Below are 25,036 nucleotides of genomic sequence, written 5' to 3' on the forward strand. Positions count from 1 at the left end.
TCCTGGAGAAGAGGGTCTCCTCCGGTCGGAGTTCGACATGTCCGAAGCCGTGCTGGCTCAGCGGGTGCTGCAGACCATTCTCGAGCGTGGCGGGTATTGGACGGGTTCTCGCATCCGGGTGGTGCGTGGATGGGTGGCGGAGACGGACTCGGTGTGTCCCGAGCGCCTGTCGTCGCACTTCGCGGCCCAGGCGCGGGGCACCCGGGCGGAAGGGGCCCGGCTCGCGCTCAATCTCATCCATGTGGAGGCGCGGTGCCGCGCGTGTGGCCGCACCTACGCGCCCGTGCATTCCTTGTTGCGCTGCCCGGTCTGTGGCAGCGGCAATGGAGAGCAGCTTGGACAGACGGGGCTGTCCGTCACCTCCGTCGAGGTCTATTAGGCGGGCTCACAACCCGAGCGCGTGCAGTCCGTCGCAGCGTTTCGCGTCCAGATGCGGACCGGTCTCGATCGTCGTGTCGAGCACGAGCGCGGGCTGCTCCCCCGGAGTATAGGCGGGCCATGGCGTGGCGCCCGTGCCGTTGGGGTCTCCCTTCGTGGCGAAGCGCGTCCAGTAGCCGATGATGCTCGAGGACAGCGCCCGCTCCGCGTCGGAGTCCAGGGCGAAGCGGCCCTTGTACAGGCCGAAGACGAAGGGCAGCTCGGCGGAGTGGTACGAGCCCAGCCCGAGGAACCGGCCGAAGAAACTGCCAAACGCGTTCTTGGGCGCGTAGGTGAAGGCATAGGCGTGCACGGATTGGCCCTGCTCGCTCAGCACCCGCGCGAGGCGGCGGGCCGGGCATCCGAAGATGGCGTCGCCCAGGAGCTGGTTGAACGCCGCCTTCGGCGAGGCGAAGTCCTCCAGCGGATAGAGCCGCAGCAGCGCCTCGGCATGCTCGGGCACGCGCGTGCGCACCGCCTGCTCGTACTGCTCCGGGTTCTTGATCTTCGCCCGGAGCGTGAAGAGGGTGCCCTCGTCCCTGTTGCTGCCGAGCAGCACCGGCACCCGGTGGTACTGGCCCTCGGCGAGGAGCTGGGCGGGCGCCTGGGGAATCACCGCGCCATCCACCACCGGAACGAAGGCCACGTGGGGCCGGAGCAGATCGAGCGCGACGCCACTCACGGCGAGGAGCTGCTCGGGTGTCCGGGTGCGCAGGCACGCGGCGATGTCCCCCTCGGTGCAGCCGGCTTCCCGGGCGAAGCGGATGCCGCGCTCCTCGGCGCTGTCCTCCCTGTCGGGCGTGCCCGGGTCATGCAGGGGCGTGGAGCCCAGGTAGCAGGTGCCGCTCTCGGCGATGAGCCGGTGGAAGAGGCCCTTGGCGGCCGGTGAGAGCATCTGCAGGCAGCCGGAGATGGCGCCCGCGGATTCGCCGAAGAGGGTGACGTTGGAGGCATCCCCTCCGAAGCGGGCGGCGTTGTCACGCACCCACTCGAGCGCGAGCCGCTGATCCATGAGGCCGTAGTTGCCCGAGCTCTGGGTGGACGTCTCGGCGCTGAGCGCGGGGTGCCCGAGGAAGCCCAGCGCGCCGAGCCGGTAGTTCATGCTCACCACCACCACGCCCGCCTGGGCCAGTGCGTAGCCGTCATACAGCTCCTGGCTGGAGGCGCCCATGGTGAAGCCACCGCCGTGGATGTAGACCATGACCGGCAGGGGAGCCTGGGGCTGGAGCGAGGGCGTCCACACGTTGAGGGACAAGCAGTCCTCGCTCGTGTCCTCCAGCGGCTCGTTGTCCTGGAAGTCCACCTGGGGGCACATGGCGCCGAAGTGGGTGGCGTCGCGGGGCGCGCTCCAGGGCTCGGCGGGCTCCGGGGCGCGCCAGCGGCGGGCGCCAGTGGGGGGCGCGGCGTAGGGGATGCCGAGGAAGGCGACACTGCCGTCCTCGTACGCGAGGCCCTGGACGGGGCCCGCCGAAGTGGAGACCACGGGGGCGGATCCCCTGGCCGGGGTGGGCCCCGTGTGGGCGCAGTGGGTCAGCAGCAGGGGAAGGGTCAGGGTCGCCAGGACGGACAGTCGCATGGTCGCCCTTTAACTTATTGGACGTCCGGTTGTTGGGGCGGGTATGCGGGCGCGTCGAATACGGGACGCGCTCGCCCGTCTGGAAGGAACTATGAACCGGTTTCTTGGCCCTGCTTCCCTTGGTGTTTCCCTCCTGGCGCTCGGTGTGGCCCTCTGGGGCCCCAGCGGGGAGCCCGCGGTACAGTCCCCGCCTCCCTCCCCGCCCGCCCAGGCGGCCGTGTCGCCGGAGCTGGAGGACCTGGTGGATGAGCTGGAAGGGCGCATCAAAATGCTCGAGGACAACGCGCTGAGCCTGTCCAGGCGGATGATGTTGCTCGAACAGCGCCCGGGTGGCGCCGCGGGAGGCGCGGCCGCTCCGGCGGCGCTGGCCTCGGAGGTGGAGCAGCTGCGCGCGGAGGTGCGAGGCCTGAGCACGGGCCAGACGCTGCACTCCGAGGGCGGGCGGCAGTACTTCAAGGAGATGCTGGTCTCGGTGCAGGACGAGATGCGCACCGAGCAGCGCGAGCAGCGGCAGCAGCGCGTCCTGCAGGATCAGACGCAGCTGCAGGCGCAGCGGACCGAGCGCCTGCGCCGCTTCGCTTCCGATGCGCGGTTGAGCTCCAGCCAGGAGCGGGACGTGACGCGCCGCCTGGACGACGAGAACGCCAAGCGGCAGGCGCTCTTCGACTCGATGCAGGCCGGAGACAAGTCCTTCCGGGACGTGCGGCAGGAGATGCGCCAGCTGCGCGAGCAGACGGACACCGAGGTGAAGGCGCTCCTCGACGAGTCGCAGCGGACCCAATACGACGAGATGCGGCGCGAGGAGTGGCAGCGGGGCCGCCCCCGTGAGTGGCAGCAGGGCCAGGGCCAGGGCCAGCAAGGGGGCCGGCGGAGCCGGGGCGGGTGATCACCCCGGGCCCGGCGGGGGCTCCTCCTCCGAGGGGATTTGAAGGGGTTCGATCCGGGAGAAGGCCTCGATGATGGTGCGGACGATGAAGTCCCGGCCGGTGACGAAGGCGCTCAGGTGTCCCCCGGACAGGTAGCGCAGCTCCGCGCCCCGCCAGTGCTTGAGCAGGCGCAGGGTGGAGGACGCGGGGACGAAGCCGTCCTGGCGCGCGGCCATGAGGATGGCGCGGCGGGGCTGGGACAGGGGCGGCAGCGCGGTGGTGGACACCGCGGAGAGCACCTCGGCCAGCCGCTGGCGTGCCGCCCCGGGGCTCCCGAGGGGACGGCCCAGGGCCTCCCAATCCGGCACGGCGGACAACACCCCCTCGGTGAAGACGGGGGACGCGGAGTCGGCCACGGCCAGCGGGATGACGGCCACGGGCAGGGGAAACATCGCGGCGGCGTAGGCGGCGACGCTGCCGCCCATGCTGTAGCCGGAGATGCCCACCTTGGGGTGTCCCCGCGCGAGCAGCCAGCCGAGCAGCGCCGTCGCCTCCACCGCCGTGGCGCGGAACATGAGCATCAGATCCACCACGGAGCGCACCGCGGGACCCACCTGCCCGGGCGGACGGCGCGCGCCGTAGTAGGGATTCTCCAGCAGCAGCGCGCCCACGCCCGAGCGGGCCAGCTTCCCGGCGATGAAGCGCCGCAGGCCGAAGCCCTCGTCCCCCGAGGACGCCAGGAAGACGCACACCGGGGGCAGGGGGCCCGCGGCATGGGGCAGCAGCAGTTGGAAGCGCGCCTGCTGGCACGCCTCGGGCAGTGAGCCCACCGCCGCGGGGCTGGGGAAGCGCCCCTCCTGGACGAGCAGGTGCCCCTCGCGCCGTGGCGGGCTCATCGCCACGTCGTGCAGCTCGGGGAAGGCGAAGCCGTGGGGCGCCCGGGTGAGCTTCTCCAGGAGCGCGGACGAGCCCCATCCGTCCTCGAAGAAGCGGGGCCGGCGCGCCGCCACGAGTTTCGCGGACAGCGCGTCCAGCCAGTGCATGCGGTTCATGGGCCGCATCCTCTCCGTCTTCGGACGGCCTGCCAATCGGCGAGCGCGTCAGGGCACGTCGTGGGCGAAGCCTTGCGCGGGCTCGGGCGCGTCCGCCACCGACTCCAGCGTGTCCGCGGGCGGCACGACGGTGGGCCGGAGGAAGTCGGGCGCGCGGGTGGGGTCGTACACGGGGCCCGGAGGCGTGTCCGAGTCCGGCCGCGCCACGAGCGCCTGGGGAATCACCTGGGCGCTGGGCACCGTCTTGGTGAGCGTGAGGCTGTCGCGCACGGAGTTGCTGGAGCTGATGAACTTCGCCGTCAGCGTGCCTCCGTCCACCGTCACATCGAGGTAGCCCACGTTGGCGTTGTCGCGGAAGGCGGACCAGCTCGGCTGCGAGGTCCCGAAGGGCCGCAGCGTGGCGCCTCCGCTGCCCACCACCAGGTAGGGGATTCCGCGCGTGCCCGAGGCCGCCACCGCGTTGCCGCTCATCGCCTTGGAGCGCTCGTAGTTATGGTCATGCCCGGTGAGCACCAGGTCCACCCCGTACTGCTCGAAGATGGAGGCGAACGCGTTGCGCATGGACGTGCTCGAGCCGTGCTCGCCGCTGGACCACAGCGGGTGGTGGAAGAAGACGATCTTCCAGGGGCGGGTGGTGGCCGCCAGATCCTTCTTCACCCACTCCTGCTGCAGCGCCTTGGTGCACTCCGCCGTCGGGTAGCTCAGACAATTGGAGTCGAGCGACACGAAGTGCACCGGACCCCAATCGAAGGAGTAGTAGCGCTCGGTGCCCGCCGGGTTGTTGGTGGGCAGGTAGAAGTTGTCCAGGTAGGGCTGGGCGTTCTTCGTGAGGTACTCGTGGTTGCCCGGCGTGGTGTACAGGGGGGTGCTGCGCAGCAGGGCCGCCATGGGCTTGAACATGTTGCTCTGGAACTCCGCCTCGGTACCGGAGGAGTAGGCGTTGTCGCCGAGCGTGAGCAGGAATTCACCCGCGCGCGAGGACTGGCCGAGCAGGGCGAGCACCTTGGACTGCAGCGAGCCGCCCGTGCCGAAGTCGCCCATGGCGGTGAAGCGCACGCGCGAGGTGTCGGGGCCGGAGGCGCTCTGGAAGGTGCGCACGCCCGTGGTGGAGCCGCAGGCCTCGACCACGTAGCTGTACGTGCGGCCCGGAGACAGGCCCGTCAGCTTCACCGCGTGCTGCCAGCCCGCCGCCGAGGCCGTGGCCGTGCGCGACACATCGGAGCCCTCGCCAAAGCGGACCAGGGGCGAGCAGGACGCGCTGGTGCGGAAGGCCACGATGGCGCTCGTGGTGCCCACGCTCTGCAGGTACGGCTGGCGGGGCAGCGCCGGGCCCGAGTCCGACGAGGAGGGCGGGGGCGTGGTGGTGCCTCCCTCGCCACAGGCGCGCGCCTCGGCGATGGAGCCCCAGTCATTGACGGTGTTGCCATTGACGGTGATGCGCACGTAGCGCGCCGTCCTCGCCGAGGAGAAGGGATACGTCTGGGCCGCGGCCGTCAGGGCGCTCGTGCCCGAGTAGGCCTGGGTGAAGGTGGTGCCATCCGTGGAGGTGGCGAGCGTGAACTGGTTCTGGCGCGTAGTGCCCTGGTGCCAGGCCACGGCGGCGCCGGCGAGCGATTGGGCACTGCCCAGGTCGAGCGTGAGCCACACCCCCTTGCCCAGCGCGCTCCAACGCGTGCTCATGTTGTCGTCCTGGGTATTGGCGGCCACGCTGCCGTCGCCATCATCTCCGCTGGCGGACGTACCTCGCGTCGTCAACACGCGGCAGTTGTTCACGACGATGGCGGACTCGGCGGGGGGCGCCACCTCATCATCCGCCTCGTCCTCCACGGGGAGGCTGGGGGCGGGCGCGGTGTCCGTCTCACCGGAGACGGGGGGTTGCTCGGAAGTCGGGGGAACGGGCGAGGGAGCGGGCGAGGACTCGGAAGGCCCACCACACGCGGTGACGAGCAAGACACCCATCAAACTGGAGACAGACAACCATCGATTGGGTTTGTTCATCGTGGGGCCTGCAACGGGTAGGCAAGCCCCTCATTTCCCCAGGAGGCGGGTAACCGCGAGTGTCTGGCTACTGTCCTGCCAGGCCACCGAGGAAGGGCTTCAAGAAGTCATCCGCCTCGGCCGCGATGCGATCGAGCGAGGCCACCAGTTCATGACCATCCTCCACCTCCACGAAGCGGACATGGCTCTTGCCCCGGACCCATTCGCGCGAGTAGCGGATATCGGTGGTGGTGTCCTGGCGCCCATGGATGAGGAGCGTGGGCACGCGCACGTCCGGCCAGCCGTCCGAGCGCGCCTCGATGGCGTCGAGATCCCGGATGAAGTCGAAGTGAACCCGGGTCTCGCGCTTCTCCGCGTAGTCCCGGGTCCCCCACCACCCGGACTCCCGCCATTGGCGCAGACCTTCCTCGCCCACGTTGCGCCGCATCTGCTCGGAGGCCCGCAGGGCCGGCGCGAGCAGCACCAGCGCGCACACCCGCGCATCCTCCTCCGCGACCCGGCAGGCCGTGAGTCCGCCCAGGCTGGAGCCGAAGACGACCGCCCGATCCCTCTCTCCGCCCACGGCCTCTCGCACCGTGCGCATCATCGCGCTCAGGCTCAGGTGCTCGAGCGACGGCTGGCGCAGGTTCAACCGCTCCAGGTGGATGCCCTTGCGGGCGTAGTGCCGGGCGAGGGCCACGCCCTTGGCGGACTCGGGGCCGGAGGCGAAGCCGTGCAGATAGAGCCAACGAGGGGACATGCTCATGGCGGCGCACTCTACTCCCGGGGCGGTAAGGTGGTATGCCCCGGCGCATGACCAATGCTCCCGTGGCGCTCATCACCGGTGGTTCGCGAGGCGTGGGCCGCGCGTTGTCCCTGCGGCTCGCGAAGGCGGGCTATGACATCGTGTCCACCTACCGGCGCGACGCCGAGGCCGCCGGCTCGCTGGTCACCGAGGTGGAGGCCCTGGGCCGCCGGTGCCGCACCGTCATCGCGGACCAGCTCGAGCCGGCCAGCCTCCATGCCGCCTTCGACCTGGTGCAGCAGGAGTTCGGCGGGCTGGATGTCTTCGTGGCCAACGCCGCCTCCACCGCCTTCGCGCCGCTGATGCAGACGAAGCTGCACCAGATGGACAAGACCTTCAACGTCACCGTGAAGAGCTTCCTCCTGGGGGCCCAGCGCAGCGCGCCCCTGATGGAGGGCCGCAAGGGCCGCATCGTCATGGTGTCCGGCATGGACTCGCGCATGCCGCTGCCCTTCCACGGGCTGCTCGGCGCCATGAAGGGCGCCATGGAAATCCTGGTGAAGTATTTGGCCGCCGAGCTGGCCTCGAGCGGCATCCGCGTCAACGCCGTCAACCCGGGCTACATCGACACCGACTCCAGCCGCTTCTACATGGGCGAGGCCTGGGAAGCGCTCGAGGCCAAGGTGCGCGAGAGCGTGCCCGCGGGCCACGTGGCCCATGGGGATGACATCGCCAAGGCCATCGAGTGGCTGTGCTCCGAGGGCTCCTCGTACGTGAATGGCCAGACGCTGGTGGTGGATGGCGGACTGGAGATCAACTACGCCATGCAGTTCGCCAGCGTCCTCACGCAGTCCTCCAAGTAACCAGGCCCGGAGCTGTCACATGCCTACCCGACTGCGCGTGTATCAGGTCGACGCCTTCTCCTCTCAAGTCTTCGGGGGCAACCCCGCCGCGGTGTGCCCGCTCGACACGTGGCTGCCGGATGACGTGCTCCAGGCCATCGCCTTGGAGAACAACCTCTCCGAGACGGCCTTCGTGATGCGCGACGAGGTGCGCGGCTGGCAGATCCGCTGGTTCACCCCCGCCCAGGAGGTGGACCTGTGTGGCCATGCCACGCTGGCCTCGGCCTACATCCTCTTCACGCGGTTGGCACCGGGGCTGGAGCGGGCGCAGTTCAACTCGCGCTCGGGCCCGCTGGTGGTGACGCAGGGCGAGGACGGGTGGATGGAGATGGACTTCCCCTCGCGTCCGCCCGAGCCGTGCGTCCCGCCGGAAGGACTCGCCGAGGCCCTGGGCGCCGAGCCCCGGGAGACCCTGATGTCGCGCGACCTGGTGGCTGTCTTCGACAGCGAGGAGGAGGTGAGGGCGCTCACCCCGGACATGGGCCGGCTGGCCGCGCTGGACTTCTTCGCGGTGGCGGCCACGGCGCGGGGGACGGAGGCGGACTTCGTCTCGCGCTTCTTCGCGCCGCGCGTGGGCGTGCCGGAGGATCCGGTGACGGGCTCGGCGCACTGCACGCTGGTGCCCTATTGGGCGCGGGAACTGGGCAAGTCGAAGCTGCTCGCGCACCAGGTATCCGCGCGAGGCGGAGTGCTCCAGTGCGAGGATCGCGGCGAGCGCGTGGGCATCGCTGGACAGGCGGTGCTCTACATGGAGGGGCACATCATCTTGTGATGGCTCCACCGCTGGTTTCCATTCATCTGGGGGTGGACATGACTTGTTCTCGCCGGAACGCCTGCTGGCAGCTCGCGCGCCTACTGCTGGCCAGCCTTGTGCTGGGTGGCTGCGCCATCCGCCACGGACATGCTGGCCCTTCTTCGCACAGGGAACTGCGGCTCGATTCGGAATCGGCTGCCCGCTTCCGCCACGCGAGCGTCGTACGTGGCACTGCGGTCTCCTCCTCGACTGCACTGGCCGTGGGGTCCTCGCTTGTCCTGGCCACACTCCGCTGGTCCTGACCGTGCTCCATCATTCCGAGGACAAGTTAGGCGAATTACAGGAGCACCTCGCGGAGTGCGCCCAACTCGCCGATCGCCAAGTCAATGCCCCGCTCTTCGGCAATCGCCCTCCTACCCGGGAGGAGTGTGGCGAGGAGTTGGAAGTGGACGGCTGTGCAGAGCCCATCACCCGCGCCATGCTTCTGGGCAGGCAGAAGCACGCCGTCGCCTTGGCCTGTGCTCGCGACGTGCTCGCACGGCTTTGGCCCGCGCCTGTCAGTATCGAGCAGCGCTACCGCTACTACCCGCACAGCAAGGTCCTCGAGACCATCAGCCGTGAGAAAGAGCAACAACTCATCACGCAGCGTTGTACCGAAGAGTTGTGGGGCAGCATCAAGCCCGACATCGTCCTCCACGCTGATTACAACCTTCTTAAGGCCGCGGTCATCATCGATTTGAAATTCCCTTGTCCTTCCTCCAACAGTCCAACGTGGAGGGCATATGGAAGAGGCAGCGCCTATGAGGATTCCAATCAAGGCGAGGTCTATAAGAATGCACTAGGGGGCGAGGCCCTGCTTCTTTCCCCGGAGGGGTTCTTCCGATGAAAGCGCACCTGCCTGGTCTGCGAGTGCGGACGGCGGATGGTAGGCCGGTGGCTCGTGACGGCATCGTCATCTGTTTCTTCCTCCATCGTTCACATGGGGAGATAGCCCCCGAGATATGGCGGGCGCTGCAAACGTACCTCCGTGCAATCCCTCCCCAGGTATTGCGCTGGTATCCTGATCCCAATGGTGACTGGCAGCCTCTTGATGACAAGGGTTGGGAGCACATCCGCGAGAAGATGCTCGAACGGCGCGGGCGACCGGCCTGTGGCGTCGATCTGGAGGAGCACTGCGACGACACGGGGGGCTACAACTTCGAATACGAAGGGCTTCGCCTCGACGCACCGTTGTTTCGTGACAAGGATGCTACCTGCGCCGTGGCCTTCACCCTTCCCACTGAATACCTGGTGGAGCACGGTCCTTCCCACGTGCGCGCCCTGACCCTTGAACTCGCGCGCGAGCTGCCCTTCAGCTTCGGCTATGCCAGCTTCGCCCTGGTCGCTCCCAGGGGACAATGGTTCGCGAATTACCGCGCGGCCCGAGAGTTGCGAGACCGCTATTCAGGCCTGGATGTCTACAGGCTCGGGGAGACGAGCCGACACATCGGCACCCGCGCGCGAGGTGCCTACTGGCTCACCTTCATCGGACCGCCTCTGCTCGGACAGGTTGGCGGACTCGAGGTCCTGCGGCGGCTTCCCTCTTCAGATGTCTCCTTGGAGGCCTTGCCTCCCCTGGAAGGAGAGCGCGTGCTCGTCACTCTCGACGAGTGGCCCGAGGCCATCGACATGGAACAGCACGAGCGCCCGTCTCCTCAGCTTCTTTCTCTCGCCCAATTGCTCGAGCCCTTCCTCCATGAGGAGCGCTCCAACTGGTTCACCTTTCTCGGCAATGACACGGAGGACATGCACCGTTGGACACGGCGCTTCTGTCCCTGAATCAAAGCCCCTGTTCCTTTGATGGGGGGGCGCGTAGCGTCACGGGGATGAACGACGATCCCCACGACCTCGCCCGCTTCGTGCACGCCCAGGAAGAGGGTGGCACCTATGACCGGGCCCTCGCCGAGCTGCGCCGTGGACGCAAGACCTCGCATTGGATGTGGTTCGTGTTCCCGCAGATCGCCGGTCTCGGCCGCAGTCCCATGGCGCAGCGGTACGCGATCGCCTCGCTCGACGAGGCGCGGGCGTACCTCGCGCATCCGACGCTGGGGCCACGGCTCGTCGAGTGCGCGGGCGTCGTGGCCGATACGTCCGCGCCCTCCGCGGAGGCTATCTTTGGCGGCATCGACGCGCAGAAGCTCCGGTCGTCGATGACGCTGTTCCTCCGCGCCGACCCATCGCAGCTGGTGTTCCAGCGGGTGCTCGACGCGTTCTTTGGAGGGAAGGCCGACGAGGCGACCGACCGCCTGCTTTGATTGAGCGTTCCCCTTTCCGGGGGCTATTTGGGCATCGCGAGGAACGCGGCCACGCGGGTGAGAGCGTTCTGCCGCAGGTTCATGAAGAAGAGTTGGTACTCGATGGGGTGGTAGTTCCCGCTGCCCATCACGTGATCGAGGATGCGGCTGGGAAGATCGCGAGGAGCGGCGCCGATATGGGACACGATGAGTGTGCCATCCACGCACCTGGCATCCGCGAACGCCACGCGCGGCGCGGGGTTGTCGCTCTCCAGGAACACCGCGCCCAGGTTCAGCTCCGCCGACGCGGGAGTCCCGTCGATTCGCCAGGACAAGGGGTTCGTGCACAGGCGTTCGCGGGTATCCGTCCGGTGTAGATCGAGCTCGGTCGGTACATGCTCGGGCCCCCTCGCGTTCCACGCGACGGCACAGTGCAGGTCATCGGCCGAGCGGCATGCCGCCACATCGGGAGCGCGCTCGTGAAGTCCCTCCACGGTGACGAGGGCTCCCACCAGATAAGCGGCGACGAGCTGGTTCCGCAGTGGGGTGCCCGAGATCTCCTCATCCAGCAGTCGCTCCGCCATCACGGTTCCCTGGCTGTGCGCGGCGAGGATGAATGGCCGCCCGGCTCCGCGTTTCGAGTTGAAGGTGGCGAAGGCTCTCCGGACATCGTCGTACGCCAGGCGGATCGCCCGAGCCCCATCCTCGGTGGGATGGGTGAACGCCGTGCCATTGGCCTGCCGGTACCTGGGGGCGTACACCGCGCAACAGCCGTTGAACGCGGAGGCTTGTATTCCCGTCGCGACGCGATCGGTGGCTTCGTTGAGCGCCGCGTCGTCGGTCGGGGCGTTCCAGCGACTGCCGACATAGGACGTCGGATGGACGTAGAAGACGTCCACTGCCGCGTGGAGTTGATCGACCGCGGGCGCGCCGGTCGGCGAGCGATCCGCCAAGTCTTCACGTTCCGGAAGCGCGCTCCAGTGCAGGGGACTCGCATAGTCCGGCGCGGGCGGTGGTGTTTCGGCTTCGAACGCAACACCCGGAGTCATCGAGAAACGAACCAGCGCACCGAGGTTCCGTGCGCTGATCCATCCCGCCGCGACGACCGCGAGCCCGACCCAACACGCGATCCGCGCCGCTTTCTTCCACCTGCTCATGGGGTACCCCAGTCCCGTTATTGCCTCCCGGCCCGCTCCTCCATGGGGGGGCCGGGAGGTGTCTGGGAAGCATCGTACCCGAGTCCGCCTATGCGCTCGCGCGAGCCCCCGCCGCGGGCTCCACGCGGACCCGCAGGGACTTGAGGCCTCGGATGGAGAAGTGCTCCAAGACCTCCCAGGGCTGGCCCGGGACGAGCGAGAGCCGCCGGTCCGGCGTGAGCAGCTCCTCCAGCACCACCTTGGCCTCCAGCCGGGCGAGGGGCGCCCCCAGGCAGAAGTGGATGCCATGGCCGAACGCGACCTGTCCCACGACATTGCGGGTCACGTCGAAACGATCCGGCTCCTGGAACTTGCGCGGGTCGCGGTTGGCGGAGCCGAAGAGCAGCAGGACGCTCGCCCCCGCGGGGATGCGCGTTCCGGCCACTTCCACCTCCTGGGTCGTCTTCCGGAAGAGCGCCTGCGCGGCCGAGTCGTAGCGAAGCATCTCCTCCACCGCGTTGGGAATCAGCGCGGGCTCGCGGATGAGCCGGTCGCGTTGATCGGGATGGCTGAGCAGCGCGCGCACGCCGTTGCCGAGCAGGTTGGTGGTGGTCTCGTTGCCCGCCACCAGCAGGAGCCGGCAGAAGTCGACCGCGTCGCTCACGGAGAGCACACCCTCGCGCACGCCGTTGTCCAGCAGCGCCTGGACGAGATCCTCCCGGGGCTGTTGGCGGCGTGCCTCGAGGGCCTGCGCCATGTAGTCGCTCAGTTCGCGGTTGCTGCGCTCGATGCCGGACAGCTCCGAGCCCTTGGCCAGCGCGAACGAGGTGGCGAGGGCGTCATCGGACCAGCGCTTGAAGTCGTGCCGCCGCTCCGGCTCCACCCCCAGCATCTCCGCGATGACGATGACGGGCAGCGGCTCCGCCAGGTCCTTGATGAGATCGAACTCGCCCGAGCGTGGCAATTGGGAGATGAGCTCACGGGCGAGCTGCCGGATGCGCGGCTCCATCTCGGAGATCCGCTTGGGTGTGAAGGCCTTCGTCACCAGGCCGCGGGTCTTCGTGTGGGTAGGAGGGTCCTCGCTGATGAGCACGCCTCGGCGGAAGGTGCGCAGGGCGTGGGGCGCCACCTTCGCGGCCTCGTCGAGCTTTTCGGGCCCCACGATGGCGCGAGCGGAGGAGAAGACCGCCGGGTTCTTCGTGATCGCGACGACGTCCTCGTAGCGGCTGACGATGTACCAGCCGAACTGCTCGTTGAAGTAGACGGGGGTATTTTCTCGGAGCGTTGCGTAATAGGGGTAGGGATCAGCCTGCACTGTGGACGACAAGGGGTTGTAGTCACTGGATTGCATGGTGGTGTGAAACTCCCTTGAGAATTCGAGGGCGACTCGCGACTCAGCGCTCCTTCCCCGCCCCCTTCAGGAAGAAGTCGCGAAAGGGTTCCCGCAGCGCGATGAGCGGACCGGGCGTGTCCGTGTACCGGTCCTGGACGATGGCGGAGCGGAGCATCCCGAGCAGCAGCGCCGGGTAGAGGTCCGCGAACAGGGCCTTCAGCGCGCCCTCGGCCACGCCGCGCCGCACGAGCCGCTCCATGCACGCGTAGACGTCGTCGAGCCCCGAGCCGGCTGCCTTGTCCGTGGCCGCGTCCGAGCGGCGGGGAGGCAGCAGCTCGCCCTGGATCAGGATGGCGAAGAAGCGCCGATGCTGCTCCAGGTGGGTGAGCGTCGCGCGCAGGAAGTCCTCGAACTCCTCGTGCCAGGACTTGCCCCGGGCCCTTTCGCTCACCTCGTCCAGCGTCTTCACGAGCTCCGCGCGGCGGCGGTCCATGAGCGCGGCGAGCAGTTCCTCCCGGTCATCGAAGTAGTTGTAGATGGTGCCCACGGCCACGCCCGCTCGCTTCGCGATGTCCTCGATCCGCGTGCCCAGGACTCCCTGCTCGGCGAAGACCTGCTCGCCTGCTTCCAGGAGGGTTTGTTCCGTTTCCTCGCGCAGGCGCTCCCGAAGAGTCTTCGTGCCCGGGTCGCGTGTTGAGCGATTCCTCATTCGCTGAGTCTATCCTCATCCTGGCGTCCGAGCCAACCCTCCTCGAGCGCGAGTTGGCTGGCGAACAGACGCATGAGGTGCGGTTAGGCTCGGCGGACATGCGTCCGACCGTGCATCTTCGTCCCTACCGCCCGAGCGACCGGGGCGCCGTGTATGACATCTGTGTGCGCACGGGCGCGGCCGGTCAGGACGCCCGAGGTCACTACCTGAGCGACGAATTGCTCCCCGACATCTACGCGGGTCCCTATCTCGAGCTCGAGTCGGCACTGGCGTTCGTGCTCGATGAGGGCGGACGCGCGGTCGGGTATGTGCTCGGCACGGCCGACACGCCGTCGTTCGTGGAGGCCTGGCGCGCTCGCTGGCTGCCTCGCGTGGCCGAGCGCTATCCCCGCCCGGTCGAGCCCGCGGGCACCGCGAATGAGCGGCTGATCGCCACGCTGCACCACCCCGAGTGGATGCTCGCGCCCGAGCTGGTTCCCTACCCGGCGCACCTGCATGTCGACCTGCTTCCCCATGTCCAGGGGGCCGGGTTCGGGCGGCGCCTCGTGGAGACCTTCCTCGCGGCGGCGGCGGCGGCCGGTGCGCCTTCGGTGCATCTCGGTACGGCGAACAGCAACACCCGGGCGCTGCGTTTCTATGAGCGTCTGGGTTTCCAGCGGCTCACCGTGGCGGGGACCGAGGGCACCACGTACTTCTGGCATCCCACGACGACACGGCCTTGACCGACGGGAGGGCCGTAGCCGTTTGGGCAACAGGGGTGCCCATTCGCTGTGGTGCGGGGGGCTACCCTGGAGGGTTCTCCGAATCCCCATTCATCGTTTTTCGAGGGAAGAGCGGTTTTTCCAGGTTGTGGCACATGCCGTGCACAACCGGGAGCGTCGCTTTCAAACCCCGAGGGACAACAATGATGAATCGCATCTTCGGCCGCATCACCGTGATGGGCATCCTGGCGTTGGGTGTTGGTTGTGGTGGGACCGTGCTGGAGGAGGATGTGGAGGGCCAGTCCCTGGACTCCGTTGTCCAGGCCGCCCAGCAGGAGACGCCCCGCAAGGTCGAGGATCTGATTGGTGCGCTGGACCGGCAGGCGGGAGTGCTGCACGTCGTCGAGGGGTCGCAGGCCATCGTCCTGAAGGAGCTCAAGGCGGAGCGGATCGACAACAACACTTATATGACCCGGGACGAATTGACGGGTGAGCAGTGGCGCTACTCCATCGTTCCCTACCCCGGAGTCCTCTGGCCCAAGTGGTTCAAGCTCTGTCCCAACGGGCAGTTGGTGTTCACGTCGATGGAGTGCCCGACGCGCATCGTCGATGATCCGCTCGTGCGCGTCTGGCAGAACTCCAGCTGTGGCTTCCGGGTGCAGGCGGCGAGCACGGGCGCGTGCGTGAATGCCTCCAGCGGCAGTTACCGCTACGAGTATCTGTTGGCTTACAAGTGCGGCGTGGGCACCGGTTTCTGTGTGGAGCGGCCCGCCGCCATGGCCATCCGCTACGACTACATCCTCAACGCGTGCGACCCCTCGCTCATCTCCAACGTCCAGAGCGAGAACCACAACTATCTCTGCAAGAGGTAGCCGCGCCTCTTCCCTTGAGCCCCGGGATGCCGCGGTTGATTCAGGCGACCCGCTGCTCGGGCTCCGGGGTGGAGGGGGCGGACCGTCCGAGCGCGTCGAGGTACAGGCCGCGCACGCGCTCGGCGAGCGCCACCGGATCCTCCCCGAGCGACGCCACGGGCACTGGAGGCAGCACCCGCATGCGCGCCTGGGCGCTCGGGCCCATCCAGAGGCCGTCGCTTCCGAGAATCCCGCGCGTGCCCTCCAAAACCACGGGGACCACGGGCACCTGCTCCGCGATGGCGAGCTGGAAGGCGCCGCGCTTGAAGGGCAGGGGCTCGCGGGTGGGGGAGTAGGTGCCCTCGGGGTAGATGAGCACGGGCACTCCGCGCCGCAGCCACCGGGAGCAGTCGTCCAACATCCGGTCCATGGCCTGTAGGGTGCCCCGCTTCACCGCCACGTACCCCATCCAGGTCATCAGCCACCCGACCATGGGCGTGCGGAAGAGCGACGCCTTGGCGACGAACTTGTAGGGGTGGTTCAGCCCCATGGCCACGAGGATGTCCGCGGCGGACTGGTGGTTGACGACGATGACCGCCGGTCCCGGAGGCAACAGCTCCCGCCCCTCGATGTGCACCTTCCAGCCCGGCCAGGACAGGTAGAGCGCGTGGCACCAGCGGCTGACGAAGGCGTGCAGCACGGCCCGGTTCCGGTCAAAGGGCCAGGTGACGAGCCACAGCGTGGCTCCCACCCCCGTGCACACCGGCGCGGTCAGCAGGAAGACGACCCAGTACCAGAGGGTGGCCAGAACCTTCATCTCGGGGTCTCGCGGGCAGGGGAGGGGCGGGCCATGATGCACTCCCGGGCGGGGGAGCGCACGGTCCATCCTCTCGCGCTTGAATGCCCGCTCCGCTCTCGGGGGGTCGGACGCCTCCCTGGAGTTGGCATCCGCGCCTCTCGCGGGCACACTGCGCGCGCCTGAACGTGCGAGCAGGCAGGGGAGCCCTCCTTCCGCTCGCGACGCTCTGGAGGGGATCGCACGGATGCGCCTGCTGCACACGTCGGACTGGCACCTGGGACACACGTTGTACGACACCACCCGCGAGGCGGAACACGCGGCCTTCCTCGCGTGGCTGCTCGACACGCTGGAGGCGCGGAAGGTGGATGCGCTGCTGGTGGCCGGCGACATCTTCGACACCTCCAATCCCAGCGCGGAGGCCCAGGCGGCCTGGTACCGCTTCGTCGCCCAGGCCCGGCGCCGCTGCCCGACGCTGGACCTCGTCGTCATCGGCGGCAACCACGACTCGGCGGCGCGGCTGGACGCGCCCCATCCGCTGCTGTCCGCGCTCGACGTGCGCGTGGTGGGGGGGCTGTGCCGCTCCGGCGAGGGGATGGACCTGGAGCGTCTGGTGGTGCCTCTGCATGACGCGCGGGGCGAGGTGCGCGCGTGGGTGGCGGCGGTGCCCTACCTGCGGCCCGCGGACCTGCCCTTCCTGTCGAACGAGGCGGGAGACCCCCTCATCGAGGGCGTGCGCGCGGTGTACTCGGAGGTGTTGGCGGGCGCTCGGGCACGGCGCCAGCCGGGACAGGCGCTCGTGGCCATGGGCCACTGCTACATGGTGGGCACCGAGCTGTCCGAGTTGAGCGAGCGGCGCATCCTCGGCGGCAACCAGCACGCGCTCCCGGTGGACCTGTTTCCCGAGGACGTGGCGTACGCGGCGCTCGGACATCTGCACAAGGCCCAGCGCGTGGGAGGCCGCGAGGGGGTGCGCTACAGCGGCTCGCCCCTGCCCCTGTCCCTGTCCGAGAAGAACTACTCCCACCAAGTGCTGCTCGTGGAACTGGACGGCGAGCGCCTGGGCTCCGTGCTGCCCCTGTCCGTGCCCCGCGAGGCGGAGATCCTGCGCGTGCCCGAGCGTGGCGAGTCCTCGCTGGACGCCGTGGTGAAGGCGCTCAAGGCCTTGCCCCCGGCGGAGGAGGGTCTGCCCGACTGGCGGCGTCCCTATCTGGAGGTGTGCGTGGAGCTGCCTCGTCCCGAGCCCGCCCTGCGCCGGCAGGTGGAGACCGCGCTGGAGGGCAAGGCCGCGCGGCTGGTGAAGCTCACCCCTCGCTATACGGGCTCGGGCCACGCGCTCGCGGACGCTCGTCCCGGACCCTCGCTCAAGGAGCGCACCCCCGAGGACGTCTTCCGTGCCCGCTACGCCCGGGACTACTCCGAGCCGCTCGAGCCCGCGCTGCTCGAGGCCTTCCATCTGCTCCTCACCCAGGTGCAGGAGGACGCGTCATGAAGATCCTCGCCATCCGGGGGAGCAACCTCACGAGCCTCACGAAGTTCGAGCTGGAGCTGGACAAGCCGCCGCTCGACAAGATGGGTCTGTTCGCCATCACGGGCGCCACGGGCGCGGGCAAGAGCACCGTGCTGGATGCCATGTGCCTGGCCCTCTTCGACCGCACGCCGCGTCTGGGCGAGGGCCGGGGCGTGCCCGTGGGCCGGGCGGAGGAGGACGAGGACACGCGGCTGCGCGCCCATGACGTGCGGGGCCTCTTGCGGCGCGGGACGGCGGACGGCTTCGCCGAGGTGGACTTCCTGGGGAAGGATGGCCGCAAGTACCGGGCGCGCTGGTCCGTGCGGCGGGCGCGCAACCGCGCCGAGGGCCGTCTCCAGGACCAGGAGATGCTGCTCACGGAGTTCACTCCCACGGGGCTGGGGCCGCCCATCGGACGCAAGAAGGGCGAGGTGCTCAAGGCCATCGAGGAGCGGCTGGGCTTGTCCTTCGATCAATTCCGGCGCTCGGCCCTGCTCGCCCAGGGGGAGTTCGCCGCCTTCCTTCGCGCCAAGGATGAGGAGCGCGCCGAGCTGCTGGAGCGGATGACGGGAACGGAGGTGTACAGCCGCATGTCCATCGCCGCGCACCAGCGTCACAAGGAGGCGCAGGAGGCGCTGGCGAAGCTGGCCCAGGGCGTGGCGGCCATCTCCTTGATGTCCGAGGAGGCGCGCCGGGAGGAGGAGGACACGCTCGCGCGGGAGGAGGCGGCGCTCACCGAGGCTCGGGCGGTGCTGGCGCGGGCGGATCAGGCGGTGCGCTGGTACGAGGCGCGCGCGAAGAACCTGGCCGACGAGCGCGACGCGGAGCAGTCACGTGCGCGCGCGGAGGAGGCCGTGCGGGCCGCGGAACCCCGGCGCAAGGAGTGGGAGCGGGTCCGCGCGGCGGAGGAACTGCGCGCCCCGGTGTCGGCCCTGGACGAGGCCGTGCGCGAGCTGGCGCGCAAGGACGCGGATCTGACGGCACGGCGCGCGGAAGAGGACGCGGCGCGGACGGCGAGTCAGGCACGCGAGGTGGCGCGAGCGGCGGCGGAGGCCCGGCGCGACGCGGCGGGGAAGGCGGAGGCCGACGCGCGTCCGGCGCTGGAGGCGGCGGAAGCCCTGGACGGGGAGCTCAAGCGCGCCCAGGAACTGGCGAGGGACGCGGCGCGCAAGCTGGAGGACGCCCGGAAGAGCGAGGCGCGGGATCGCGACGTGCTCGCGGCGTTGGACAGGCAGCACGCGCTCGCGCTCGAGCGGGTGGGGAAGATCCAGGAGTGGCGCGACAAGCGCAAACCCGTGGAAGCGGTGGCCCGGGAGTGGTCGCGCTGGGAAGAAGAGCTCAAGCGCTACCAGAACGCGGCGGGACGAGACGCCTCGATTCGGGAGTCCCTCGAGAAGTGTCGCTCGCGTGCCGAGCCGCTGCGCGTGGACGCGGAGCGCCGGGCGAAGGCGCACCGCGAGTCGACCGAGGCGCTGAGCCAGGCGGAGACGCGGGCGGTTCGAGCCGAGGCCGAACTGGGCTCGGATTCCGGCGCGGAGCGCAGGCAGCGGCGGGAGGCGCTCCGGTCGCGGCAGGAACTCTTGAAGGATCTGGACGTCGAGTGGCGGGGTGCTCTCGAGTCCATCCACTCGGAGCGCGAGGCCTCGAGGGAAGTGGACGAGGCTCGACAAGAGCAATCCACGGCGAGTGCCGAGGCGGAGGCCGCGAAGGCCCGACGCATCGAGGGAGACGCCGAACTGAGGGAAGCCCGGCGCTCGTTCGATCGGGCGCGGGATGCGCTGGTCCTCACCGCGCACCGGGCGAACTTGCGCCAGGGAGAGCCCTGTCCGCTGTGTGGCGCGACGGATCACCCTCTCGGCCACGCGGGGTTGGCCCTGGAGGGACTGGTCGAGGAGTCGCGCGGACGGGTGGAGTCGTTGGAAGCTCGGCTCCAGGAGGCGACGCGGACGGAGTCCTCCGCCTTGGCCCGGATCCAGGGCGCGGCTCATCGCGCGGTGCAGGCGGAGGAGCGAAGGGAAGCCGCCGCGAAGCGGGGCCGGGCGCAGCGCGAGACGTGGGGCCGGCTCCGCGCGAAGCTCGAGGGGCCGCGGCCTCCCGAGTCCACCGAGGACCCGGAGGTCGAGCGCTGGCTGGCGGACGCGCTCGCGGAGGCGCGGGCGCGGGCCGAGGCGCTGAAGGCGGAGGAGGAGTTGGCCGAACAGCGGGCCGAGGTGGCGAAGGCCGCCCGGACGGCTCGGGACGCCGCGCGCGCGGACGCGGTGCTGGCGGAGACGGCCTGGCGTCAGGCGGACGAGGCGCTGCGGCGCAACGCCGAGGACGAGGCCCTGGGCCAGCGGGACTTGGACCAGGTGGTGCTTCTCCGTCAGGAACTCCAGGCGGCCCTGGCGGTCGCGTTCAAGGACTGGCCTCAATGGGAGAAGGCCCTGTCCACCGATGCCGTGGCCTTCCAGGCGCGCTGCGTGAAGGCGGTGAAGGAGTGGAACGAGCAGGACGCGCTCCTCCGTCAGGCGGAGGCCACCGTCCGGGAGGAAACGGAGAAACGGGGGCCGGCGCTGGCCACGGTGGAGTTGCGCGGCGCCCAGACGGAGGAGTGCACCCGGGAGGTGGCCCGGCTGGAGGCGGAGCTGGAGAAGACCCGGGCCGCGCGTGCGGCGCTGTTGGATGGACGGCCCACCGCCGAGGTGCGCGCGGGACTCGCTCGCGAGGTGGAGACGGCCTCTCGGGAACTGGAATCCCAACGCGGCGGCGCCGCGAAGGCGACCCAGGAGCTGGCGGTGGCGAGCGCGCGGACCGAGGCCGCGTCCTCGTCCGGAGTGGCCGCGCGTCAGGCCCGGGAGCGCGCCGAGGCGGCGCTGCACATCCTGCTCTCGGAGCGGAGTCTGTCCCTCGAGACCGTTCGCGCCCTGCTCTCGCGAGGCGCCGCGTGGTGCGAGTCCGAGGAGCGCGCCCTGGACGCCCTCACGCAAGCGCTCGCGAAGTCCGTCTCCGTGTGGGAGGAGCGCCGGGTGCGGCGTGAACGGCACGAGTCCTCCGACAAGCCCGCCCTGGATGAGCAGGCGGCTCCGGCGGCGCTCGAACGGGCGCGTGGGGAGACGGATGCCCGGCTCCACGCGGTGGCGGCCTCGAGGGCCCGGCTCGAGCGGGACGACGCGGATCGCCAGCGCCAGGGGGAGCAGGCCCGGCTCCTGGCGGAGCACGAGCGCGCCAGCGAGGTGTGGCGCACGCTCAGCGAGCTCATCGGCTCGCACGACGGCAAGAAGTTCAAGGTGTTCGCCCAGAGCCTCACCCTGGATGCCCTGCTCCACTACGCCAACGCCCACCTGGAGGAACTGGCGCCGCGCTACCGGCTGATGCGTGTGCCTGGCTACGACCTGGACCTCCAGGTGGTGGACCGGGACATGGGGGACGAGGTGCGCGCCGTCTCCAGTCTCTCGGGCGGTGAGAGTTTCCTCGTGTCGCTGGCGCTGGCGCTGGGCCTCGCCTCGCTCTCCTCGGAGACGACGCAGGTGGACACGCTCTTCATCGACGAGGGCTTCGGTACGCTCGACCCGCAGACGCTGGAGATGGCGCTGGCCACGCTCGACGCGCTCCAGGCCACGGGCCGGCAGGTGGGCATCATCTCCCACGTGTCCGGACTGGCCGAGCGCATTGGCGCTCAAGTCCGGGTGGTGAAGCAGGGCGCCGGTCGCAGTCAGCTCAAGGTGCTGGGCGACTCCGGCGTCCTTGGTGCACTGGCTTCCAGCTCCCGGCCCTCGCCGCCGGTGGCGTAGCGCGCTGGTCGACACACCTACACCGGTCCGGGTTTCGCGTCGCCGGTCCGGTGTTCAGTCCCTGGAGGAATTCTGTGGTGCGCGTGCACTCGCCGCATGTGCACGGAGCGTGTGCGTCTGCCCACCAGCCATCGGATTCACGGCGCGCTCTGTAGTCGCACGGGCAGCGGCCCTGGACGCGAGGGCAAGTCACCCCAAAACCCACTAGGCGACAAAAAACCCGATCCACAGATTCGCGGTCCCCTGCACCCGCGAGGCTGTGTATGAGAGCCCCTCCCCGTATGCTCGCGGCCGCCCTGGCCGCGTTTGTCATTGGCTGTGATGATGGTGGTGGTTCCAAACCCGGGACACTCAATCCCAATACAGGATGCACGGATCCGAACGATCCCTCGTGTGTCGTTCCCACCCCCACCGGCTGCCCGGATCCCAATAATCCGAGATGTTCGACTCCCGAGCCTCCCGAACCCGTCCCTCCGGAGCCTCCGTATGGACCCCCCCCGGGCCCCCGGACTCCCAGCAACACGAAGATCGACTCCGACTGTGACGGTCTGACGGACGCGGAGGAGTGGGGCAACGTCTACGCGGTGGACGCACGGACGAATCCCGGCAACTGGGACTCGGACGGGGACGGTCTGCGGGACGGTCTGGAGGTGGGCCGGACTTCCTCGCTCAACACCCTGCCTCAGTGCGTGAAGAGCTTCATCGCGGACGAGGATCCATCCAGCCGCACCAATCCGACCAACCCCGACACGGATGGAGATGGCGTCCTGGACGGGACCGAGGATCGCAATCACAACGGCAAGCTGGATCCGGGCGAGACGGACCCCGCGAACCGGGACACGGATGGGGATGGGCTCTCGGATGGCGAGGAGGACGCCAATCACAATGGCAAGCTGGATCCAGGTGAGACGGATCCCCGCAAGCGGGACACGGATGGGGACGGGCTCTCGGACGCCACCGAGCGCAACCACACCCGGACGGATCCCCTCAACCCGGACACGGATGGCGACTCGTGCCTGGATGGAGCCGAGGATCTCAATGGCAATGGGGTGAAGGATCCGGGCGAGACGGATCCCAAGGATGGCTCGGACTGCGGCGGCGGTCCCCTCCTGGACACCGATGGTGATGGCATTCCGGACCACGTCGAGGACGCCAACCACAATGGCGTGCACGACGCCGGTGAGACGAACTGGAACAATCCCGACACGGATGGGGACGGGCTCCCGGATGGGGTGGAGGACCGCAACCACAACGGCCAGGTGGACCCCACCGAGACGGATCCCCGCTCGAAGGACTCGGATTGCGATGGCCTGCTGGATGGACCGAACCAGGGCACCTTCCTGGGCGAGGACCTGAACGCCAGTGGGACGCGGGATCCCAACGAGACGGATCCCACCGAGCGCGACACGGACCATGACGGTCTGTTGGATGGCGTGGAGCGGGGCGTGCCCACCAGCGGGGCGCCCGTCACCACGTGTGGCTACGTGGGCGACGAGGAATCGAGCAGCACGACGGATCCCCTCAATCCCGATTCGGACGGGGATGGCATCGCCGATGGCGCCGAGGACTCGAACCAGAACGGCCGCGCGGATCCGGGCGAGCTGGATCCACGGAATGGCCGGGATGGCAGCGGCCCCGCGGGCTTCGCCTGCGCGGCGCAGAACCTGCGTCAGGTGACCTTCAAGGAAGACAATGGTGGCGACATCCGCCTGGCGCTCCGGCCCTCCTTCTCCGAGGTGCGGCAGATCTCCGTGGGCGGCAAGACGCGGGGCTTCGTGGGTTATGACGACACGAACCAGGTGGCCTTCCTCGCCTTCAAGCGCGCCCAGGCGGGCTCCTCCACCACGGTGGTGGGGGACGAGTTGTACGTGCGCGGCCAGTTCGCTCCCGCGGTGAAGGCGGGCACCACGCAGACCTTCACCTCGTGGGACGGGCACCCCGCGCTCCAGGCCTTCTATGACCAGGGCTCGGCCGTCTCCCTGCGGGACTACGCCAACTCGGTGGCCAACGCGCTGGTGGGCGCGGGAGCGGGAACGCTCGTGGGCGGCGCGGCCACGCCGGGACCGTTCAAGATCCAGGCGCAATACGTCCACCGCTCCAACTCGAGCGTGCTGGTGGTGGTGGCCATCACCCCCACGGCGCGCTTCGTGGAGCCGGGCCTCTTCGTCATGGGGGACACCGCGGGTGGGACGGCGCTGGCCCAGTTCGGAGACTCGGACGCGGTGCAGTGCGAGCCCTTCACCACGGGCAATGGCATGGCGGACTTCCTCTTCGTGGTGGATGACAGTGGCTCCATGGCCACGTCCCAGAGCGCGCTGGGCAATGCCGCCGCGGCCGTGGCCAACCGGCTGGGCAACTCACAGCTCGACTGGCGCATCTCCATGGTGACCACGTCCTATACGCAGACGGGCTATGGCCTGCCCAACGGCGGCGTGTTCCGTGGCTTCACCCGCGACATCAATCAGTTCAAGGCGTGGCTGCAGAAGGACGCCACCTGCCCGGATCCCGCCCAGCGCTGCTGGATCGACGTCAACGGCTCCAGCGAGGAGATGACCCTGGCCAGCGCGCGCGGCGCCGTGGACTACATGGCCAGCTCCAGCACGCCCGCGGACAAGCAGTACCGCGCCGGAGCCCGCCTGGTGGTCATCCTCCTCACCGACGTGCGCGACACGAACGACAACACGCCCGTCAGCTCGTACATCGACTACTTCAAGGGCGCCAACCCCACCGGCAGGCCCATCCAGATGCACGGCATCATCTGTGACTCCGTCGATGGGGGCGAGTGCTACCCGGGCGAGCCCCTGCACGACCTGCGGCACAAGGACGTCATCCAGGCCACGGGTGGCATCGTGGGCAGCATCCGCAGCACCACCTCCATCCAGAACACCATCGGCAGCATCATGGACAGCGTGATCGCCTCCACGGGCTACCGCACGCTCAAGCCGCCCATTGGCGCCTCGGTGCGCGTGGCCATGGAGGCGGTGCGGGATCCCTCGCAGTGCAACGCGAACGATCTGCCGCGCAGCCGCACCAACGGCTTCGACGTGGATGGCATCAGCCAGGCCCTGGCTTTCTATGGTGCGTGCCGTCCGGCCGACGCGGGCACGACCAAGGCCGCCATCTCCTACCGCTACTGGGGCGACCTCACGCGCAACACGGAAGGCAGCCCTCCGCCTTGCGCGACGGACACGGGTTACTACGACCCGGCGGATCCCGACTTCTGCAAGGGAAACCTCTCGTGCAACCGGCAGACGAACCGGTGTGACTGCCCCGCGGACTGTGGCGGTGGTGGGGCGCCCGGCACGGTGTGCAACACCCACAAGGACGTGTGCGACTTCTCGTGCGGCGCGGAGTGTGGTGGCCTGTGCGGCAGCTTCCAGGCCTGCAACACCGCCACCTGCACCTGCCAGTGCGCGGCGTCCGCCAGCTGCTCGCCGGGCTTCCGTTTCGACGCGGACGTCTGCGCCTGTGTGTGTGACACGGCGGCGCTCAACTGCGGCCCGTCCTACCAGTCGGATGCCAGTGCTTGCGCCTGTATCTGCAAGGACAACTGCGGCGGCACCTGCACCACGGGCACCGAGTGCAACATGAGCACCTGCCGCTGCGAGCCGAAGCTGAACTGAGCCTCGAGCGCATGTGGGAATGACGGGGCCGGAAGCCTCCCTCTC

The 25,036-nt window shown here is 69.3% G+C and carries 20 protein-coding genes; 12 read left to right on the forward strand and 8 right to left on the reverse strand.

Going from position 1 to position 25,036, the window contains the following annotated elements; all coding sequences use genetic code 11:
* Window positions 1-37: 37 nt before the first annotated feature.
* Window positions 38-379 (forward strand): hydrogenase maturation nickel metallochaperone HypA/HybF, encoded by a 342-nt coding sequence (locus MEBOL_RS22165; protein ID WP_095979318.1) that lies wholly within the window; start codon window positions 38-40, stop codon window positions 377-379.
* 6 nt (window positions 380-385) lie between these two features.
* On the opposite strand, the gene MEBOL_RS22170 is transcribed toward MEBOL_RS22165, so the two are convergent.
* On the reverse strand, window positions 386-1,993 hold the full coding sequence (locus MEBOL_RS22170) for a carboxylesterase/lipase family protein (RefSeq protein ID WP_095979319.1): 1,608 nt from the start codon (window positions 1,991-1,993) through the stop codon (window positions 386-388).
* 91 nt (window positions 1,994-2,084) lie between these two features.
* Between MEBOL_RS22170 and MEBOL_RS22175 the strand changes: the two genes are divergently transcribed.
* Entirely contained in the window at window positions 2,085-2,879 is a 795-nt protein-coding gene (locus MEBOL_RS22175) for a hypothetical protein (protein WP_095979320.1), read from the forward strand.
* Here the strand turns inward: MEBOL_RS22175 and MEBOL_RS22180 are convergent, their stop codons facing one another.
* The 3 genes from MEBOL_RS22180 to MEBOL_RS22190 form a co-directional block, all read right to left on the reverse strand.
* The gene (locus tag MEBOL_RS22180) at window positions 2,880-3,911 is read right to left on the reverse strand and encodes an alpha/beta hydrolase family protein (RefSeq protein ID WP_170115566.1); all 1,032 of its coding nucleotides are present in this window, start codon (window positions 3,909-3,911) and stop codon (window positions 2,880-2,882) included.
* Between the two features lie 48 nt (window positions 3,912-3,959).
* Entirely contained in the window at window positions 3,960-5,909 is a 1,950-nt protein-coding gene (locus MEBOL_RS22185) for a metallophosphoesterase (RefSeq protein ID WP_095979322.1), read from the reverse strand.
* A gap of 67 nt (window positions 5,910-5,976) precedes the next feature.
* Entirely contained in the window at window positions 5,977-6,654 is a 678-nt protein-coding gene (locus MEBOL_RS22190; protein ID WP_095979323.1) for a YqiA/YcfP family alpha/beta fold hydrolase, read from the reverse strand.
* Between the two features lie 47 nt (window positions 6,655-6,701).
* On the opposite strand from MEBOL_RS22190, the gene MEBOL_RS22195 reads away from it, so the two are divergent.
* From MEBOL_RS22195 to MEBOL_RS22215, 5 genes are all read left to right on the forward strand, one after another.
* A complete protein-coding gene (locus MEBOL_RS22195) occupies window positions 6,702-7,496 on the forward strand; it encodes an SDR family NAD(P)-dependent oxidoreductase (protein WP_245918734.1) in 795 nt (264 codons plus the stop codon).
* A gap of 19 nt (window positions 7,497-7,515) precedes the next feature.
* Complete coding sequence (locus tag MEBOL_RS22200) at window positions 7,516-8,307, forward strand: PhzF family phenazine biosynthesis protein (protein WP_095979325.1); 792 nt, start codon at window positions 7,516-7,518, stop codon at window positions 8,305-8,307.
* Window positions 8,308-8,593: 286 nt separating this feature from the next.
* A complete protein-coding gene (locus tag MEBOL_RS41330) occupies window positions 8,594-9,175 on the forward strand; it encodes a hypothetical protein (RefSeq protein ID WP_157775360.1) in 582 nt (193 codons plus the stop codon).
* A 47-nt stretch (window positions 9,176-9,222) separates the two neighbouring features.
* Window positions 9,223-10,107: a type VI immunity family protein gene (locus MEBOL_RS22210; RefSeq protein WP_342747648.1), complete on the forward strand. Its 885-nt coding sequence runs from the start codon at window positions 9,223-9,225 to the stop codon at window positions 10,105-10,107.
* A 47-nt stretch (window positions 10,108-10,154) separates the two neighbouring features.
* Entirely contained in the window at window positions 10,155-10,583 is a 429-nt protein-coding gene (locus tag MEBOL_RS22215) for a DUF1810 domain-containing protein (RefSeq protein ID WP_095979328.1), read from the forward strand.
* A gap of 23 nt (window positions 10,584-10,606) precedes the next feature.
* Here the strand turns inward: MEBOL_RS22215 and MEBOL_RS22220 are convergent, their stop codons facing one another.
* From MEBOL_RS22220 to MEBOL_RS22230, 3 genes are all read right to left on the reverse strand, one after another.
* Window positions 10,607-11,719: a DUF3089 domain-containing protein gene (locus MEBOL_RS22220; RefSeq protein WP_095979329.1), complete on the reverse strand. Its 1,113-nt coding sequence runs from the start codon at window positions 11,717-11,719 to the stop codon at window positions 10,607-10,609.
* 88 nt (window positions 11,720-11,807) lie between these two features.
* The gene (locus MEBOL_RS22225; protein ID WP_095979330.1) at window positions 11,808-13,049 is read right to left on the reverse strand and encodes a cytochrome P450; all 1,242 of its coding nucleotides are present in this window, start codon (window positions 13,047-13,049) and stop codon (window positions 11,808-11,810) included.
* 43 nt (window positions 13,050-13,092) lie between these two features.
* Window positions 13,093-13,740 carry a TetR/AcrR family transcriptional regulator gene (locus tag MEBOL_RS22230; RefSeq protein ID WP_095979331.1) on the reverse strand — a complete coding sequence of 216 codons (648 nt, stop codon included), beginning with the start codon at window positions 13,738-13,740 and terminating at the stop codon, window positions 13,093-13,095.
* Window positions 13,741-13,838: 98 nt separating this feature from the next.
* Between MEBOL_RS22230 and MEBOL_RS22235 the strand changes: the two genes are divergently transcribed.
* Window positions 13,839-14,462 carry a GNAT family N-acetyltransferase gene (locus MEBOL_RS22235; RefSeq protein WP_095979332.1) on the forward strand — a complete coding sequence of 208 codons (624 nt, stop codon included), beginning with the start codon at window positions 13,839-13,841 and terminating at the stop codon, window positions 14,460-14,462.
* A gap of 182 nt (window positions 14,463-14,644) precedes the next feature.
* Window positions 14,645-15,313, forward strand: coding sequence for a hypothetical protein (locus MEBOL_RS22240; protein ID WP_095979333.1), 669 nt, complete (start codon window positions 14,645-14,647; stop codon window positions 15,311-15,313).
* A 40-nt stretch (window positions 15,314-15,353) separates the two neighbouring features.
* Here MEBOL_RS22240 and MEBOL_RS22245 read toward each other — a convergent pair whose 3' ends face one another.
* A complete protein-coding gene (locus tag MEBOL_RS22245) occupies window positions 15,354-16,109 on the reverse strand; it encodes a lysophospholipid acyltransferase family protein (protein ID WP_095979334.1) in 756 nt (251 codons plus the stop codon).
* A gap of 226 nt (window positions 16,110-16,335) precedes the next feature.
* Between MEBOL_RS22245 and MEBOL_RS22250 the strand changes: the two genes are divergently transcribed.
* The 3 genes from MEBOL_RS22250 to cglD all read left to right on the forward strand — a co-directional run bounded on the left by MEBOL_RS22250 (window position 16,336) and on the right by cglD (window position 24,991).
* A complete protein-coding gene (locus MEBOL_RS22250) occupies window positions 16,336-17,580 on the forward strand; it encodes an exonuclease SbcCD subunit D C-terminal domain-containing protein (protein ID WP_095979335.1) in 1,245 nt (414 codons plus the stop codon).
* Entirely contained in the window at window positions 17,577-21,368 is a 3,792-nt protein-coding gene (locus MEBOL_RS22255) for an AAA family ATPase (protein ID WP_095979336.1), read from the forward strand. The genes MEBOL_RS22250 and MEBOL_RS22255 overlap by 4 nt, the downstream gene beginning before the upstream one ends.
* Window positions 21,369-21,631: 263 nt before the next feature.
* The gene (gene cglD, locus MEBOL_RS22260) at window positions 21,632-24,991 is read left to right on the forward strand and encodes an adventurous gliding motility lipoprotein CglD (protein WP_095979337.1); all 3,360 of its coding nucleotides are present in this window, start codon (window positions 21,632-21,634) and stop codon (window positions 24,989-24,991) included.
* Window positions 24,992-25,036 lie beyond the last annotated feature (45 nt).

The organism is Melittangium boletus DSM 14713 (assembly GCF_002305855.1).
In the GTDB taxonomy this organism is placed as follows: Bacteria; Myxococcota; Myxococcia; order Myxococcales; family Myxococcaceae; genus Cystobacter; species Cystobacter boletus.

Excerpts from the sequence above, each read along its gene's own strand:
- MEBOL_RS22195 (WP_245918734.1), top strand. The coding sequence starts at position 6,702 with ATGACCAATGCTCCCGTGGCGCTCATCACCGGTGGTTCGCGAGGCGTG.
- MEBOL_RS22215 (WP_095979328.1), top strand. The coding sequence starts at position 10,155 with ATGAACGACGATCCCCACGACCTCGCCCGCTTCGTGCACGCCCAGGAA.
- cglD (WP_095979337.1), top strand. The coding sequence starts at position 21,632 with ATGAGAGCCCCTCCCCGTATGCTCGCGGCCGCCCTGGCCGCGTTTGTC.
- MEBOL_RS22245 (WP_095979334.1), bottom strand. The coding sequence starts at position 16,109 with ATGAAGGTTCTGGCCACCCTCTGGTACTGGGTCGTCTTCCTGCTGACC.
- MEBOL_RS22170 (WP_095979319.1), bottom strand. The coding sequence starts at position 1,993 with ATGCGACTGTCCGTCCTGGCGACCCTGACCCTTCCCCTGCTGCTGACC.
- MEBOL_RS22230 (WP_095979331.1), bottom strand. The coding sequence starts at position 13,740 with ATGAGGAATCGCTCAACACGCGACCCGGGCACGAAGACTCTTCGGGAG.
- MEBOL_RS22250 (WP_095979335.1), top strand. The coding sequence starts at position 16,336 with ATGCGCCTGCTGCACACGTCGGACTGGCACCTGGGACACACGTTGTAC.
- MEBOL_RS22180 (WP_170115566.1), bottom strand. The coding sequence starts at position 3,911 with ATGAACCGCATGCACTGGCTGGACGCGCTGTCCGCGAAACTCGTGGCG.
- MEBOL_RS22165 (WP_095979318.1), top strand. The coding sequence starts at position 38 with ATGTCCGAAGCCGTGCTGGCTCAGCGGGTGCTGCAGACCATTCTCGAG.
- MEBOL_RS22240 (WP_095979333.1), top strand. The coding sequence starts at position 14,645 with ATGATGAATCGCATCTTCGGCCGCATCACCGTGATGGGCATCCTGGCG.
- MEBOL_RS22235 (WP_095979332.1), top strand. The coding sequence starts at position 13,839 with ATGCGTCCGACCGTGCATCTTCGTCCCTACCGCCCGAGCGACCGGGGC.
- MEBOL_RS22225 (WP_095979330.1), bottom strand. The coding sequence starts at position 13,049 with ATGCAATCCAGTGACTACAACCCCTTGTCGTCCACAGTGCAGGCTGAT.
- MEBOL_RS22200 (WP_095979325.1), top strand. The coding sequence starts at position 7,516 with ATGCCTACCCGACTGCGCGTGTATCAGGTCGACGCCTTCTCCTCTCAA.
- MEBOL_RS22185 (WP_095979322.1), bottom strand. The coding sequence starts at position 5,909 with ATGAACAAACCCAATCGATGGTTGTCTGTCTCCAGTTTGATGGGTGTC.
- MEBOL_RS22220 (WP_095979329.1), bottom strand. The coding sequence starts at position 11,719 with ATGAGCAGGTGGAAGAAAGCGGCGCGGATCGCGTGTTGGGTCGGGCTC.
- MEBOL_RS22175 (WP_095979320.1), top strand. The coding sequence starts at position 2,085 with ATGAACCGGTTTCTTGGCCCTGCTTCCCTTGGTGTTTCCCTCCTGGCG.
- MEBOL_RS22190 (WP_095979323.1), bottom strand. The coding sequence starts at position 6,654 with ATGAGCATGTCCCCTCGTTGGCTCTATCTGCACGGCTTCGCCTCCGGC.
- MEBOL_RS22255 (WP_095979336.1), top strand. The coding sequence starts at position 17,577 with ATGAAGATCCTCGCCATCCGGGGGAGCAACCTCACGAGCCTCACGAAG.